The organism is Cellulosimicrobium sp. XJ-DQ-B-000, from assembly GCF_031119065.1.
Classification (GTDB): Bacteria; Actinomycetota; Actinomycetes; order Actinomycetales; family Cellulomonadaceae; genus Cellulosimicrobium; species Cellulosimicrobium funkei.
In genome coordinates this window covers 1-15291 of record NZ_JAVHYN010000006.1, presented here as the reverse complement: position 1 = coordinate 15291, position 15291 = coordinate 1, and the positions used below count along the sequence as shown (strand labels likewise).

The window sequence follows — 15291 nt, the reverse complement described above, 5'->3', positions numbered from 1 at the left end:
AGTCGGGTGTCGCTGGCCTGTGTTCATCCTAGGGAACGTGCGAGTCCCGGCCACTGTTCCCGCGGGTTTTCCCGCGCCTCGCGGGCGAAGTCCCGACCAGCGGACCACGCGCCGGGACGTCGCGTACGCCGCGCGGCGTACACACTCCGGGTCACGACGGCGGCAAGATACGTCGCAAGGTGGCTGCCCGGCGCCGAGCCCGTCCGTAGGCTCGAGACGTACCTCGCGGTGAGGGGCCCGGCCGGACCGGAGCGACCTTCCCGCGGTGCACCAGGACCATCCCGGACGAACGACCCTCGGAGGGGCGAAGTCATGATCGAAGCACGCGGCCTGACCAAGAGGTACGGGCCCAAGACCGCGGTGGACGGCGTCTCGTTCACCGTGCGTCCCGGGACCGTGACCGGCTTCCTGGGCCCCAACGGCGCGGGCAAGTCCACGACCATGCGCATGATCATGGGCCTGGACCGCCCCACCGCCGGGACCGTCACCGTCAACGGGCGCCCCTACGCCCAGCACCGCTCACCGCTGACCGAGGTCGGCGCGCTGCTGGACGCCAAGGCCGTGCACACCGGCCGCTCGGCCTACAACCACCTGCTCGCGATGGCCGCCACGCACGGCATCCCGACCAAGCGCGTGGACGAGGTCATCGAGATGACCGGCCTGCAGCCGGTCGCGAAGAAGCGCGTGGGCGGCTTCTCCCTCGGCATGGGCCAGCGCCTGGGCATCGCGTCCGCGCTGCTGGGCGACCCCAAGACCCTCATCCTGGACGAGCCGGTCAACGGCCTGGACCCCGAGGGCGTGCTGTGGGTGCGCAACCTCGCGCGCTACCTCGCCTCCGAGGGCCGCACCGTCTTCCTGTCGAGCCACCTCATGAGCGAGGTCGCCCTCACCGCCGACCACATCATCGTCATCGGCAAGGGCCGCATCATCGCGGACGCCCCGGTGAGCGACATCGTCAACGGCTCGCAGCAGCGCACGGTGCGGGTCCGCACCCCGCACGCCACGCAGCTCGCCGAGCTCCTCACGAGCGACGGCGCGACCGTCACGAGCGACGAGCCGAGCCTGCTCGTCGTCACGGGCGCGGACGCCCCCGGGATCGGCGAGCTCGCCGCGGCCAAGGGGTTCGTGCTGCACGAGCTCACGCCGGTCACGTCCACGCTCGAGGACGCCTACATGGCCCTCACGGCGGACGCGGTCGAGTACCAGACCGACTCCGCGCAGAACCACATCGGCCACGGTGCCGCGGGCGCGACCGCGGGCGTACCGGCCCCCACCGACTCCCTCGAAGGAGCGCAGCGATGAGCGCCACGACCCTCGCCACCGGCGCCGGCCCGACGGCGTCCCGCACCTCCCCCTACCGCCTCTCGTTCGGCCACGTGCTGCGCTCGGAGTGGATCAAGTTCCGCACCCTGCGCTCCACCTGGTGGACGCTTGGCATCACCGTCGTCGTCATGGTGGGCTTCTCGCTCATGTTCGCGGCCGTCATGTCCTCCATGCAGTCCGCGGGCGCCACGCCCGAGGAGGCCGGCATGGGGTCCGCCGACGGGGTGGGCATCACCGTGATCACCGTCGGCTACACGTTCGCGCAGCTGGCCGTGGCCGTGCTCGGGGCGCTCACCGTGACGGGCGAGTACTCGACCGGCATGATCCGCTCCACGCTCTCCGCCGTGCCGAGCCGTCTCCCCGCGCTCGCGGCGAAGATGATCGTCGTCGGCGTGGTGACCGCGGTGACGACCGCCGTGGCCGTCGGGCTGTCGTGGCTCGTGACGTACCCGATCCTGTCGGGCAAGGACATGACCGTCGACTTCTCGTCCGCGGACGACCAGCGCGCGCTGATCGGCGTCGTGCTCTACCTCACGACCGTCGCGCTCTTCTCCGTCGCCGTCGGCGTGCTGCTCCGCAGCTCCGCGGGGGCGATCTTCACGCTCGTCGCCGTGTTCTTCGTCCTGTCGATGGTCCTCGGGATCGTCATGGGCGTGACCGGTGCCGACTGGGTCCAGACGCTCTACAACTCCCTGCCCGCGTCCGCCGGCGAGCAGATCGTGCTCGGCGGCAACATGTCGGGCAGCGACACGATCGCGCCGTGGCCCGGCTACGCCGTGCTCCTCGGCTGGACCGCCGCGCTGGTCGCCGCGGCCGCGGTCGTCCTCAAGCGCCGGGACGCGTGACCACCCGGCCCACCACCCCGCCGACGCCGGACGAGCAGACCGCTCGTCCGGCGTCGGCCGTGGCGCGCCCGGAGCCGGTGGAGCCCGCCGCGCCGGGGAACCCGGGCTCGTCGACCCACCCCCTGCGCCCCGCGCCCGCTCCCTTCACCGAGCTCGACGCGCGTCGGCTCGGCCCCGTCCGCCGGTACTTCGCGCGGCACCCGGTCGTCATGGACTGGGTCGTCGTGGCCGTCTTCGTCGTGCCCGGCGTGCTGTACGCGCTCACCGCGTCTCAGCCCCGTGGGACGACGGCGCTCTCGCTCGTGTTCTTCCTCGTCGGCGGCGTGCTCCTGTACTGGCGCCGCCGTCGGCCCGTGACGATCGCGCTCGCGCTCACCGCCGTCGGCGTCGTCGCCATCGGCGTCACCGGCGACACGGCCGGGTTCGAGGTCGCGGCCATGTTCGCCGTCTACGCCGTCGCGGCGTCGCGGCCCTCCCGCATCGCGTGGCCCGTGCTCGCGATCGCCGTCCTCGCGCTCTCCGGCGCGACCCTGCTCTGGTACGACGTCGTCACCACCCCGGAGGGGGAGGTCCTGCGCCAGAGCGTCGAGCCGGGCCGGGCGACCGTCGACCGCATCGTCGGCATCCTCGTGACCACCATCCTCTGCCTCGTCGCGCTCGCGATCGGCACGAACGTGCGCGCGCGCCGCCAGCACGTGTCCGACCTCGTCGAGCGCGCCAACTCCATCGCGCGCGACCGCGACCAGCAGGCGCAGCTCGCCGCCGCCGCCGAGCGCGCGCGCATCGCGCGCGAGATGCACGACGTCGTCGCGCACTCCCTCACCGTGATGGTCGCCCTCGCGGACGGCGCCAAGGCGTCGGGCGCCAAGAACCCCGAGCTCGCGGGCCACGCGCTCGACGAGCTCACCGCGACCGGCCGCGCCGCGCTCGCCGACATGCGGCGCGTCCTCGGCGTCCTGCGCGAGCCGGGCGGCGAACAGACCGTGCCCCTCGCGCCCGCGCACGAGACGCCCGAGCTCGAGGAGATCGTCGAGCGGTTCCGCACCGCCGGGCTGCCCGTCCGGCTCGTGCGCTCCGGCCCGCAGCCGACGCCCGGCCCCGCCCTGCGCCAGACCGCGCACCGCATCGTCCAGGAGGCCCTGACGAACGTGCTGCGCTACGCGCCCCTGTCCCCCGTGGTCCTCGTCGAGGTGTCGCGCCGCGCCGAGCCCGGCGCCGACTGGCTGGAGCTGCGCGTCGTCAACCAGGCGGGCCGTCGTCCCGGGGAGGGCGCGAGCGCCGACGAGCGCGGGCTCCCGCCGTCCGTCGCGGAGCAGCACCCGCCCGGCGTCCCCGTCGGCACGGGGCGCGGGATCATCGGGATGCGGGAGAGGGCCGCGGTCTACGGCGGTACCGTGTCCGCGGGGCCGAGCGGGACGGGCTGGGAGGTGCGGGCGAGCCTGCGCCTCGACCTCGACCCCGGCCGCCAGGCCGGCGCACGCGACGACGGACGGGAACGCACATGACGGGAACGGGGGCACCGATCCGGGTGCTGCTCGTCGACGACCAGGCCCTGCTGCGCATGGGCTTCCGCATGATCCTCGCCGCCGAGGACGACATCGAGGTCGTCGGGGAAGCCGGGGACGGCGAGACGGGCGTCGCGCAGGCGTCCGCGCTCGCGCCGGACGTCGTGCTCATGGACGTGCGCATGCCCGGCACGAACGGCATCGAGGCGACGGAGCGGATCGTCGCCGCCCAGCCCGGGTCGCGCGTCATCATCCTCACGACGTTCGACCTCGACGAGTACGCGTTCGCCGCCCTGCGCGCCGGGGCGAGCGGCTTCCTCCTCAAGGACGCCAAGCCCGGCGAGCTCGTCGGGGCGATCCGCGCCGTCGCGAGCGGCGACGCCGCCGTCTCCCCGCGCATCACGCGCCGCATGCTCGAGATGTTCTCCGGCCAGCTCCCGCAGGACGGCGCCGCCGCCCCGGCCCAGGCGCCGACCGGCCGGGACGACCCGCGCCTCGCCGACCTCACCGCGCGCGAGCTCGAGGTCTTCGAGGCCCTCGGTGAGGGGCTGACCAACGCCGAGATCGCCGAGCGCTTCGTGCTCTCGGAGGCGACGGTCAAGACCCATGTCGGGCGCGTCCTCGGCAAGCTCGGCCTGCGCGACCGCGTCCAGGCCGTCGTGCTCGCCTACGAGACGGGCGTCGCCCGCCCCTCCTGACTCTCCCGCCCCCCCGCCGAACAGGTGGTTCTGGCGCGTCCAGGACATCGGACGCGCCAGAACCACCTGCTCGGCCCGCCGGGATCGCCTGGTCGGCGAGGGTCCGGCGGGTCCGGCGGGCCGGGGACGGTGGGGCGGTTCAGGCGTTCGCCGTCGTCTCCTCGGCAGCGGCGGCCTTGTCGGCCTCGGCCTGGGCCGCGGCCTCTTCCTTGGCCGCCTTCCTCGCGGCGCGCTTCTCGCCGCGGCGCTCGGCGAGCGTGTAGAGCACCGGGACGACGACGAGGGTAAGCAGCGTCGAGCTCAGCAGGCCGCCGATGACGACGAGCGCGAGCGGCTGGGAGATGAACGCGCCGCCGCCCGTGATCCCGACGGCCATGGGCGTGAGCGCGAAGATCGTCGCGGCGGCGGTCATGACGATGGGGCGCAGCCGCTTGCGCGACCCCTCCAGGACGGCGTCGTCGAGCGCCCGTCCGCGCTCGCGGTACTGGTTGATGAGGTCGATGAGCACGATCGCGTTCGACACCACGATGCCGACGAGCATGAGCAGGCCGATGAGGGCCGGCACGCCCAGCGGCGTCCCCGTGGCGAGCAGCAGGAGCAGTGCGCCCGTCGCGGCGAACGGGATCGACACGAGCAGGATGAACGGCTGCAGGAGGCTGCGGAACGTCGCGACCATGACGAGGTAGACGATGAGGATCGCGACGAGCAGCGCGAGCCCGAGGTCGGCGAAGGCGTCGGCCTGGTCGGCGGCCACGCCCCCGACCTCGACCGTCGCGCCGCCCTCGAGCTCGAGGCCGTCGATCGCGGTCGTCAGCTCGGTGGTCAGCGCGCCGAGGTCCTGCCCCGCGGGGGTGACGGCGATCGTCGCGCTGCGCTCGCCGTCGACGCGCGTGATCGAGGTGGGGACCTCGACCTCGGCGACCTCGGCGACCTGCGTGAGCGGCACGGGGCCCGCGGCGGTGGGCAGCACGACCTGCTCGAGCTCGGCGACCGTCGCCGGCGCCTCGCCCGCGACCACGCGCACCTGCACCGGGCCGTCGCCGAGGTTCACCGTGCCGACCGGAGCCGGGGACATGGCCCCCGCGACCGTCCCGGCGACCTGCGTCTCCGTGAGCCCGACGGCGGCCGCCGCCTCACGGTCGACCGTCACCTGGACGGTGGCCTGGGCGGCGGCGAGGTTGTTCGTCACCTGCGCGGCGCCGTCGGTCCCCTCCGCGAGCTCCTGCACCTCGGCGGCGGCCGCGGCGAGGGTGTCGGTGTCGGGCGCGCGGACCACGAGGTCGACCGTGGAGCTGCCGAACGCGGCGTCGGCGCCCGCGACCTCGATGCCCTCGCTCGCGTCCCCACCCAGCCCGGAGACGGCGTCGCGCACGTCCTCCTGGGCCGCGACGGCGTCGGCGTCCGCGTCGAGCGTGACGGCGAACGTCGCCGTCGGGGACCCGCCGCCGCCGAAGAACGCGGCCTCCGGGCCGCCCGCGGTGCCGACGGTCGTCTGGACCGTGGCGACGCCGTCGACGTCGAGGAGCGCCTGCTCGACGTCGCGCGCGGCAGCGTCCTGCGCGTCGAGCGACGTGCCCGGCGCGAACGACTCGGTGACGGTGAGCGTGTCCTGGCCGGTGTCGCCGAGGAAGTTGGTCTCGAGCCGCGGCACGAGCGCGAGCGTCCCGGCGAGGATCGCGACCGACACGCCGAGCGTGATCGCGGGGTGGCGCAGGGCCCCCCGCAGCGTCGGGAGGTACGCGCGCTGCCACAGCCCGCGACGCTCCTTGGCCTCCGCGGCGGCGCGGGCGCGCTCGCCCGCGAGGCGCGCGGCCTCCGGGTCGGCCGGGACGGGCGGCGACGTGATGAACCAGTACGCGAGGACCGGGACGATCGTCAGCGCGACGAAGAGCGAGGCCAGCATCGCGATGGCGACGGTGAGCGCGAACGGCCGGAAGAGCTCGCCGACCATGCCGCCCACGAGCGCGATCGGCAGGAACACGGCGACGGTGGCGACGGTCGAGGCGGTGATCGCGCCCGCGACCTCCTTGACCGCGCCGATGATGGCGCCGACCTTCTCCTCGCCGTACGACAGGTGCCGCTTGATGTTCTCGATGACGACGATCGAGTCGTCGACCACGCGGCCGATCGCGACCGTCATCGCCCCGAGCGTGAGGATGTTGAGCGTGTAGCCCGTGGCGTTCATGACGATGAACGTCACGAGCAGCGACAGCGGGATCGACACGGCGGAGACGAGCGTCGAGCGCAGCGACGCGAGGAACAGCAGGATCACGACGACCGCGAAGAGGAGCCCGAGCAGGCCCTCGGTCGCGAGGCCCTCGATGGACTCCTCGATGAACGGGGCCTGGTCGAACACGACCTCGACGCGCACGTCCTGGGCGTCGAGCACGCCGGAGAGGTCGTCGACCGCGTCCTGGACCGCGTGCGACACCTCGACCGTGTTGCCGGCGGGCGTCTTGGTGATGGCGACGGCGAGCGCGGGCTCGCCGTCGAGCCGGGAGAACGACGTCGCGGGCTCGGGGCCCGCGGTGACGGTCGCGACGTCGCCGAGCGCGACGGGCGGGGTGCCGGGCGCCGCGGTCGGGGACACGAGGGGCAGCGCGGCGAGCTCGTCGACGGTCGTGACGGCCGTGCCGACCTGCACGCTGAGGGTGCGGTCGCCCTCCGCGACGGTGCCCGCGGGCACCACGACACCGTTGTCCTGGAGGATCGTGGAGACCTGCTGCGGGCTGAGCCCGGCGACGGCGAGCGCGGCGGGGTCGAGGGCGATCGTCACCTGCTGGTCGGCGACGCCGCTCACCGCGACGCTGCGGACCCCCTCGACGTCCTCGAGCGCAGGGACGAGGCTCGACGTCACGGTGTCCGCGAGCGCCGCCTCGTCCGCGCCGCCCGACACGGCGAGCTGGATGACCGGGAGGTCGTCCACGGAGCCGGTCACGACCTGCGGCTCGACGTCCTCCGGGAGCTGGGACTGCAGCCGCGTGACGGCCGTCTGCAGCTGCGAGGCCGCGGCGTCCATGTCGGTGCCGTACGCGAACTGGACGGTCGTCACCGAGAGGCCGGTCGACGACGTCGACGTGACGTCCTCGACCCCCTTGACCCCGCGCGCGGCCGTCTCGACGGGGACGGTGACCTGCTGCTCGACGATCGCCGGGGCCGAGCCCGGGTACGCGCCGACGACGGCGGCCGTGGGGATCTGCAGGCTCGGGATGAGCTCCTGCTTGAGCGATCCCATGCTGAGGACGCCGAAGATCGCGATCGCGACGGTGGCGAGCGCGACGAGCGCGCGGTTGGCCAGCGACAGCCGGGCGAGACGGGACACGGAGCCTCCAGGGGTTCCAGGTCGGGCGGGAGACGACGTCGGCGTCGCAATTTCGTTAGCGTAACGCGAAGCATCTCGGGATGGTTCCCGCGCCCACCGATAGAGTCGGCGCCGTGACCCACCCCGCCGACGACGAGCGCGCGGCGCTCGCCCGGCGCCTCGAGGACGCCCAGCGACGGCTCGCCGACCTGCTGCTCGCGCAGCGCCTCGAGCCGCTGCTCCGCACGACCCTGACGGTCCCCCAGCTCCGCGCGCTCGCCGTGCTGCAGCTGGACGGCGAGACGAGCTCGCACCGGCTCGCGGACGTGCTCGGCATCTCCCCCGCGACGCTCTCGGGGATCGTGGACCGGCTCGAGGCGGCGGGCATGGCGTCGCGCCGCCCCGACCCGCAGGACGGTCGCGTGCGCCTCGTCGCCGCCACCCCGCGCGGCGCCGCGGCGGTGCGCCGGCTCGTCGCGCAGGAGGACGAGCCCCTCACGGACCTCCTCGACCGGCTCGACGTCGCGGACCTGCGCGCGCTGACGGCCGGGATCGAGGCCCTCACGCGGGCCGCGGAGTCGGCCGCGGCCGACCCCGAGCCCGACCCGGCGACCTGCACGTCGGGCACCTCGGGCGACGGCTCGGCCGACGCCGGGACCGACCCGGAGGACTGAGGGTCCCGGGCCTCGCGGCCCGGGACCCTCCCCCGTCGGCGCCGCCGGCGGCTCAGACCTCGCCGAGCGCCTCCTCGGGCGTCCCCTCGACGGTCCGGGCCGTGCGGTTCCACCGGGACCACAGGACGCGCTCCCCGAGCTCGCCCGCCATCCGGTGCCCGTACGCCACGAACACGACGACGCCGAGCACGAGGATCCCCGCCCCGAGCCAGAACGGCGCGGTCGCGGACACCGGGTGCAGGAGCCCCGCGATGACAGGGGCGGGGGCGGCGAAGCCCCAGCGCACGAGGTTGAACGCGCCGGTGGTCACGCGGCGGTCGGGGTCGCCGAGCGCGAGCGAGAGGTCCGTGAGGTTGGCGTTCGCGATGCCCATGAACACGCCGGCGCCGACGAGCACGACGACGGACCAGGCGGTCCCGAGGTCGAGCGCGAGGAGGACGAGCGCGACGAGGACGCCCACGACGGCCACGCCCAGCGTCTGGACGGCGCCGACGCGGTGCGCGAGCCGGTGCCCGACGACGAGGATCCCGATCGCGAGCCCCACGCCCCACGCGGTGAAGACGAGACCGAGCGGCACGACGTCGAGCCCGAGGAACACGGGGGTGTACCCGAGCACGACGAAGAAGCAGAAGTTGTACGCGGCGGTGACCGCGGCGAGCGCGAGGAAGCCGGGCTTGCGGAACAGGCGGAAGACCTGGCCGACGCGCAGCGGCGCGGGCTTCTCGGCGGGGTCCTTGAGGCGCGTCACGGACACGAGCAGCGCCACGAGCATGAAGACGCCGCACACGAAGAACGGCACGCGCCACGAGATGCCGCCGAGCAGCCCGCCGAGGAGCGGCCCGACGGCGAAGCCGAGGCCGACGCACGTCTCGAAGAGCTCGACGACCCACTCGCGGTCGTTCGCCAGAGAGACCAGGAGGACCATCGCCGTCGCGAAGAACATCGCGTTGCCGAGGCCCCACAGGCCGCGGAGCGCGGCGAGCTGGCCGATGCTCGTGCTCAGCGCCGCGAGCACGGCCGCGACGGCCACCAGGCTGACGCCCGTGGCGAGGATCTTCTTGTAGCCGAAGCGCCCGGTCGCCATGACGGCGGGGATCATGCCGAGCGCCATGACGGCGATGTAGGCGGTGAAGAGGAGCTCGATCTGCCAGGTCGACGCCCCGATCTCCTCGCCGATCACGGGGAGGATCGGGTCGACGACGGCGATGCCGGCGATCGCGAAGAACGCGGTGAGGGCGGTCGCGTAGATGGCGGTGCGGTTCGGTTCGTTGCGTGTGGAGGCCACTCGGTCGCACTTCCTGGTGAGGGAGGCCGCCGCACGAGGGGCGGCGGCGGGAGAAGTACCTGTATCTAGCAGGTAACTATCTGTAGAATACACCCATGACGGTTGCCGAGGGAAACGATCAGCCGCAGGCCGAGGCGCGCGGGGACGCGACCGCCCAGGACGTGCTGGGAACGATCGAGCTCGAGGTCGCTCAGCTCCTGCGCCGCGCGGAGCGCACGCGCGCCTCCGGGAGCCCCGGGACGTCGCGCCGGGGCGGCACGCTCGACCGGTCCGGCTACCTGCTGCTCCACACGCTCGGCACCCACGGCCCGCTGCACGTCAACGCGCTCGCCGAGCGCCTCGGCCTCGATGCCTCCACCGTCACCCGCCAGGTGGTCGTGCTCGAGCGGGCCGGGCACGTGCGCCGGGCCCGGGACCCGCACGACGGCCGGGCCGTCGTCGTCGAGCCCACGGGCGCGGGGCTCGACGAGCTCGCCGCCCACCGCGCGGCGCGCACCGCGCTCTACGCGGACGTGCTCGGGGACTGGTCGCGCCTCGACCGGGCCCTCCTCGCCGAGCTCCTCGGGCGACTCAACGAGGACCTCGACGCCTACCGCCGACGCCGCGCCGACGCCTGACCCGCCGGGCGCGCCTCGCCGTCAGGCTCCGGGGAGGGCCCACCGCAGCAGCCGCGTGACCGCCTCGCCCGCGGGGTGAGCCCACCGTTGAGGCAGCCCCCGCACGCGCGGCATGCCCGCGCGCGCCCAGTCCGGCAGCGACGCGCGTGCGGCCACCGCGAGCCCCGCGTACACCCGACGCACGGCCCACGGCAGCGGCGGCTCGACGAGGAGGAACCGCGCGGCGTCGAGCGCCGCCGGGGTGAGGCCGAGCACCGGACGGTACCCGGCGACGGCGTCGTCCAGCTCGCGCACCGTGACCGGCACGTCCTCGACGCCCAGGGCGCGGCCGACCACCGCCGCCTGCGCGACGTACTCGTCGCACCCGGCGGCGCCGAGCGGGCGGTGCCCGAACTCCTGGTGCGCCACGAGGAAGCTCTGCGTCTCGGCGACGTGGACCCAGCGCAGCAGGTCCGGGTCGCTCGCGCGGTAGGGGCGGCCGTCGGGCGCGACGCCGCGGACCCGCTCGTGGACCGCCCGGACCGCCGCCACGGCGCCGGCGGCGTCGTCGGCCGTGCCGAAGGTCGTCGTGGCGATGAAGGTCGAGGTCCGCTGGAGGCGCCCCCAGGGGTCGCCCCGGTAGCCCGAGTGCGCCGCGACCCCGGCCATCGCGAGCGGGTGCAGGCTCTGCAGGAGCAGCGCACGCAGCCCGCCGACGAACATCGACGCGTCGCCGTGCACGCGCTGGACCGCGGACCCCGGCGGGAACCAGCGCGGGCCGGGCGTCTCGTGGATGCGTGCCCGCGTCGCCGTGGCGTCCGGGCCCGCGACCCGCAGGAAGATGGCGCGCTCCGCCGCGCCGCGCACCCGCTCCGCCACCTGCGTCATGCGCTCGATGCTCGCACCTCGCGCACGCCCCCGCTCCCCGCGCGGGCCGTCCGACAGATGCCAACATCCCGCTGCAAAGAAACTCTTGCAAAGAGTCGTTTGCATCGCTATGGTCGTCGTATGCCCACCGACAGCGCACCGGCACCCGTCCCGGCCGAACGCCACCCCGCGCTCGGCCCCGCGCAGCTCAAGGCGCTCGCGCACCCGTTGCGGGTGCAGATCCTCGACCTGCTCTCGACGCACGGCGCGCTCACCGCGAGCCGCCTCGCCGACCTCGCGGGCGAGTCCAGCGGGTCGACGAGCTACCACCTGCGCCAGCTCGCGCGGCACGGCTTCGTCCGGGAGGTCGCGGGCCGCGGGACGGCGCGCGAGCGCTGGTGGGAGCGCCCGCCGGGCGGGTTCACGGTCGACGTCCCGCACGACAAGGAGGACGCCGCCGCCACGCTCGCGGGCGCGATGGTGAGCCGCGAGTTCGAGTCCGCGCGGGCGCGCAAGATCCAGGCGTTCCTCGAGCGCTCCCCCGAGCTGCCGACGCGGTGGCTCGACGGCAGCCGTCTGACGACGGCGAGCATGTGGCTCACCGCCGAGCAGATGCTCGAGGTCGCGGAGGCGTGGGACGCGTTCGACGCGACGCTCCAGCGGTTCCAGGGCCAGGAGCAGACGCCCGGCGCGCGGCCCGTGCAGATCCACTTCAACGTCTTCCCGACGATCGACGGCAAGGAGAACCCCTCATGAGCGCGTACTCCCCCACCCTGCCCCGCACGGTCGAGCCCCGTGGCACGGACCGTCTGCTCGTCCTCGTGGGCTCCGCCCTGGCCGACCTCGGCCGCCGCCGCGCGGCGGCCCGGTCCCGGGTGTCGACCACCCCGCGCGCCGCGGAGGCCGCCGTCCGCCCGGACGGCGCGTCGCTGCGCGCGGCCGAGGACCGCACGCGCGACAGGGCCGCGCTGTCCCGTGCGTCCCTTCTGCCCTGATCAGGGGAATATTCCACCCTCCATGGGGACTGCTCCCCATGCCCTGAGCGACCCTGCCTCGGTTACCCTCGTCGGGGCGTTCTGCGGGCAGTCTGCGGGCACCGGAGCACCCGTTCCCCTCGTCACCGCCGCTCGGCGGGACCGGGAGGACGTGTGCCCCGCCCAGGCACAGAGGAGCACAGGTGGGTCTTCTCACGACCATCCGCGAGCATCGTCGTACCGTCGCGTCGGTGAGCACCGTGTCGGTGTTCTCGACGGCGCTGGTGGGGATGGCGCTGCTCTACGAGGGCGAGGCCACGGCGGACGTGGACCTCAACGACTCGGGCGTGTGGGTGACGAAGACGTCGGCCGGCCTGGTGGGGCGGTTCAACTACGAGTCCCAGGCGATGGACGGCACGCTCAACGCGGGCAGCGCGTCGTTCGACGTGCAGCAGGACGCGGGCCGCGTCCTCCTCGACGACCAGGGGACGAGCACGTCGTCCCCCGTGGACGTCGCCCACCTCAAGCTCACCGGGCAGATCCGCCTGCCGGCCGGGGCGCAGGTCGCCTCCGGCGGCGCGACGACCGCGATCCTCGACGGCGAGGAGGGCCTGCTGTGGGTCCTGCCGTTCGACGGCGCCACCTCGTTCGACGCCGAGAAGCTCGACCCGACGGCCGAGGTCGGCGGTGACGGCGCGCTGACGGTGTCCGAGGACGGGACGGTCTTCGTCGCGGTCCCGTCGACCGGGGCCCTGTGGACCGTCGAGACCACGAGCAAGGGCGCCGTCTCCGGCGACCCGGCGTCGACGTCCCTCCCGGTCGGGAAGGGCGCCGAGGTCGAGGTGACGGCCGTCGGTGACGAGCCCGTCGTCCTCGACCGCTCCGCCTCGCAGCTCGTGCTGCCAGGCGGCCGGACCGTCGCGGTCGAGGGCGCGGAGCAGGCGCGGCTCCAGCAGCCGTCCGCCGGGTCGGGCGACGTCGTCGTCGCGACGACCGACGCGCTCGTGACCCAGCCCCTGAAGGGCGGCGACGCCCAGCGCCGCGCCGCCCAGGGCGTCCCGGCCGCCCCGGTGCGCCTCGGGTCGTGCACGTACGGGGCGTGGGCCTCGACCGGCCAGGTGATCCGCGACTGCGAGGGCACCGACCGCGACGTCGACGAGCGCCTCGAAGGGCTCGACCCCCAGACCCGCCTGGAGTACCGGGTGAACCGGCAGGTGATCGTGCTCAACGACCTGTCGGCGGGGACGTTGTGGATGGCAGCGGACGAGTACCAGAAGGTCGACGACTGGGACGTCCAGATGCCCGAGGAGGCCGAGGGCGAGGAGGCCGACGCGGAGCTGACGAACCCGGAGCAGGTGGACCAGTTCATCGCGGACCGGTCCCAGCCGAACCGGCCGCCGCAGCCGAAGGACGACGCGTTCGGGGTGCGTCCGGGGCGCACGACGATCCTGCCGGTGCTGGGCAACGACGTGGACCCGGACGGGGACGTGATGACGGCGTCGCTCGTCGGGGACTCGCCGTCGAACGCGACCGTGCAGACCATCATGGGCGGAGCCGCGCTGCAGGCCGTGGTCCCCGAGGACGCCGAGGGCACCGGCTCCTTCCGGTACTCCGTGTCCGACGGCCGCGGCGGCGTCGCCGAGGCGGGCGTCACCCTCAAGGTGTCCCCCTGGGGCGAGAACGCTCCCCCCGAGCAGACCGGTGACCCGGTCCTGCGCGTCGCCCAGGGCGGCGCCGCGACGATCAAGGTGCTGCCCTTCTTCAAGGACCCGGACGGCGACGACCTGTACCTCGCGTCGGCGGCCGCGACGGTCGCGGGCGACGACGTGCGCTCGCGCCCCGACGGGACGGTCGAGCTGCGCGACGGCGGCGGCTCGACCGGGCGCAAGATCGTGACCCTGCTCGTCTCCGACGGCGAGCTGTCCTTCGAGGGCAAGCTGCTGGTCGACGTGGTGCCCGGTCCGCAGCCGCCGGTCGCGGTGAGCGACCACGTGGTGGTCCCGGCGGGGCAGCCGGTGACGGTGGAGCCGTTGCGCAACGACACCGACCCGAACGGGGACGAGCTGCGCCTGGCGTCGGTCTCGGAGTCGGCCCCGGCGCAGATCACGCCGAACTACGACGCGGGCACGTTCACGTTCCTCTCGATGGAGCCGCGCTCCTACGACCTGACGTACCAGGTGACCGACGGCCCGAACGCGACCACGGGCCTCGTCCGGGTCGACGTCCTGCCGCCGTCCGAGGCCGAGGGCGCGCCCGTCGTCGTCACCGACACCGCGCTCCTCCCGGCGGGAGGGTCCACGCTCGTGGACGTCCTCGCGAACGACACGGACCCCGCGGGCGGCGTGCTCGTCGTGCAGTCCGTGCGCGTGCCCGCCGACGCCGGGGTGTCGGTCGCGATCCTGGCCCACCAGATGCTGCGGGTGACCGAGATCCGGCGCCTGGACGCGCCGGTGACGGTGGAGTACACCGCCTCCAACGGCACCGAGACCGCGACCGGCCAGGTGCGGATCGTGCCGGTGCCGGCGCCGACGCGGCTGCAGCCGCCGAACGCGGTGGCGGACGAGGTGACCGTGCACGCGGGGGACGTGGTGACGGTCCCGGTGCTGAGGAACGACACGCACCCGGACGGGTTGGAGCTGTTCCTGCAGCCCGAGCTGGAGCAGGACGTGGACCCGGCGCTGGGCGAGGCGTTCGTGTCGGAGGACACGCTGCGGTTCAAGGCGGGCTCGGAGGCGGGCACGGCGTACGCGATCTACCGGGTGCGGGACGTCAACGGGCAGGAGGACTCGGCCCAGGTCACGATCCGGATCCGTGACGGCGAGGACAACGCCCCGCCGCAGCCGCGCGAGATCGAGGCCCGGGTGCTGTCCGGGTCCAGCGTGCGCATCGCGGTCCCGCTGGACGGCATCGACCCCGACGGCGACTCCGTCCAGGTCACCGGCATCGCCACCCCCGCCGGCAAGGGCACCGCCCGGGTCGTGGACGGGATGATCGAGTACGCGGCGTCGAAGAACGCGACCGGGGCGGACACGTTCACCTACTCCGTGCTCGACGCGCGCGGCGCCACCGCCACGGGCACGGTCAACGTCGGCATCGCCCGTCCCGCGGACACCAACCAGTCGCCGGTCGCGGTGGACGACGAGGTGACGGTGCGCCCGGGGCGCACGGTCTCGGTCGCGGCGCTGGCCAACGACACCGACCCCGACGGCGACCAGGTCGGCCT

The 15291-nt window shown here is 74.4% G+C and carries 12 protein-coding genes; 9 read left to right on the top strand and 3 right to left on the bottom strand.

The window, feature by feature from the left end; genetic code table 11:
* Positions 1-312 precede the first annotated feature (312 nt).
* The 4 genes from RDI86_RS10945 to RDI86_RS10930 are packed head-to-tail and all read left to right on the top strand — an operon-like array spanning position 313 to position 4371.
* Positions 313-1302, top strand: a complete 990-nt coding sequence (locus tag RDI86_RS10945) for an ABC transporter ATP-binding protein (RefSeq protein WP_168945086.1) — start codon at positions 313-315, stop codon at positions 1300-1302.
* The gene (locus tag RDI86_RS10940) at positions 1299-2168 is read left to right on the top strand and encodes an ABC transporter permease subunit (protein WP_308821393.1); all 870 of its coding nucleotides are present in this window, start codon (positions 1299-1301) and stop codon (positions 2166-2168) included. Before RDI86_RS10945 ends, RDI86_RS10940 begins: the two co-directional genes overlap by 4 nt.
* Positions 2165-3673 (top strand): sensor histidine kinase, encoded by a 1509-nt coding sequence (locus RDI86_RS10935; RefSeq protein ID WP_083711923.1) that lies wholly within the window; start codon positions 2165-2167, stop codon positions 3671-3673. The genes RDI86_RS10940 and RDI86_RS10935 overlap by 4 nt, the downstream gene beginning before the upstream one ends.
* Positions 3670-4371: a response regulator transcription factor gene (locus RDI86_RS10930; RefSeq protein ID WP_021483142.1), complete on the top strand. Its 702-nt coding sequence runs from the start codon at positions 3670-3672 to the stop codon at positions 4369-4371. Before RDI86_RS10935 ends, RDI86_RS10930 begins: the two co-directional genes overlap by 4 nt.
* 139 nt (positions 4372-4510) lie before the next feature.
* On the opposite strand, the gene RDI86_RS10925 is transcribed toward RDI86_RS10930, so the two are convergent.
* The gene (locus tag RDI86_RS10925; protein WP_308821392.1) at positions 4511-7693 is read right to left on the bottom strand and encodes an efflux RND transporter permease subunit; all 3183 of its coding nucleotides are present in this window, start codon (positions 7691-7693) and stop codon (positions 4511-4513) included.
* Between the two features lie 113 nt (positions 7694-7806).
* Here RDI86_RS10925 and RDI86_RS10920 point away from each other — a divergent pair, with 113 nt between their 5' ends.
* Positions 7807-8346, top strand: coding sequence for a MarR family transcriptional regulator (locus RDI86_RS10920; protein WP_308821391.1), 540 nt, complete (start codon positions 7807-7809; stop codon positions 8344-8346).
* A 52-nt stretch (positions 8347-8398) separates the two neighbouring features.
* On the opposite strand, the gene RDI86_RS10915 is transcribed toward RDI86_RS10920, so the two are convergent.
* A complete protein-coding gene (locus RDI86_RS10915) occupies positions 8399-9631 on the bottom strand; it encodes an MFS transporter (protein WP_308821390.1) in 1233 nt (410 codons plus the stop codon).
* A 95-nt stretch (positions 9632-9726) separates the two neighbouring features.
* On the opposite strand from RDI86_RS10915, the gene RDI86_RS10910 reads away from it, so the two are divergent.
* Complete coding sequence (locus RDI86_RS10910) at positions 9727-10248, top strand: MarR family winged helix-turn-helix transcriptional regulator (protein ID WP_061269420.1); 522 nt, start codon at positions 9727-9729, stop codon at positions 10246-10248.
* 21 nt (positions 10249-10269) lie between these two features.
* Here the strand turns inward: RDI86_RS10910 and RDI86_RS10905 are convergent, their stop codons facing one another.
* Positions 10270-11115, bottom strand: a complete 846-nt coding sequence (locus RDI86_RS10905; protein WP_061269419.1) for an oxygenase MpaB family protein — start codon at positions 11113-11115, stop codon at positions 10270-10272.
* A 120-nt stretch (positions 11116-11235) separates the two neighbouring features.
* Between RDI86_RS10905 and RDI86_RS10900 the strand changes: the two genes are divergently transcribed.
* The 3 genes from RDI86_RS10900 to RDI86_RS10890 all read left to right on the top strand — a co-directional run.
* The gene (locus tag RDI86_RS10900) at positions 11236-11850 is read left to right on the top strand and encodes a helix-turn-helix domain-containing protein (RefSeq protein ID WP_308821388.1); all 615 of its coding nucleotides are present in this window, start codon (positions 11236-11238) and stop codon (positions 11848-11850) included.
* Entirely contained in the window at positions 11847-12089 is a 243-nt protein-coding gene (locus RDI86_RS10895; RefSeq protein ID WP_251176919.1) for a hypothetical protein, read from the top strand. Before RDI86_RS10900 ends, RDI86_RS10895 begins: the two co-directional genes overlap by 4 nt.
* Positions 12090-12319: 230 nt before the next feature.
* Positions 12320-15291: Ig-like domain-containing protein (locus RDI86_RS10890; protein WP_308821387.1), on the top strand; the 2972-nt coding region annotated here is incomplete at its 3' end.

Coding starts and splice junctions, on each gene's coding strand:
- RDI86_RS10930 (WP_021483142.1), top strand. CDS start 3,670: ATGACGGGAACGGGGGCACCGATCCGGGTGCTGCTCGTCGACGACCAG.
- RDI86_RS10905 (WP_061269419.1), bottom strand. CDS start 11,115: ATGACGCAGGTGGCGGAGCGGGTGCGCGGCGCGGCGGAGCGCGCCATC.
- RDI86_RS10945 (WP_168945086.1), top strand. CDS start 313: ATGATCGAAGCACGCGGCCTGACCAAGAGGTACGGGCCCAAGACCGCG.
- RDI86_RS10900 (WP_308821388.1), top strand. CDS start 11,236: ATGCCCACCGACAGCGCACCGGCACCCGTCCCGGCCGAACGCCACCCC.
- RDI86_RS10895 (WP_251176919.1), top strand. CDS start 11,847: ATGAGCGCGTACTCCCCCACCCTGCCCCGCACGGTCGAGCCCCGTGGC.
- RDI86_RS10910 (WP_061269420.1), top strand. CDS start 9,727: ATGACGGTTGCCGAGGGAAACGATCAGCCGCAGGCCGAGGCGCGCGGG.
- RDI86_RS10940 (WP_308821393.1), top strand. CDS start 1,299: ATGAGCGCCACGACCCTCGCCACCGGCGCCGGCCCGACGGCGTCCCGC.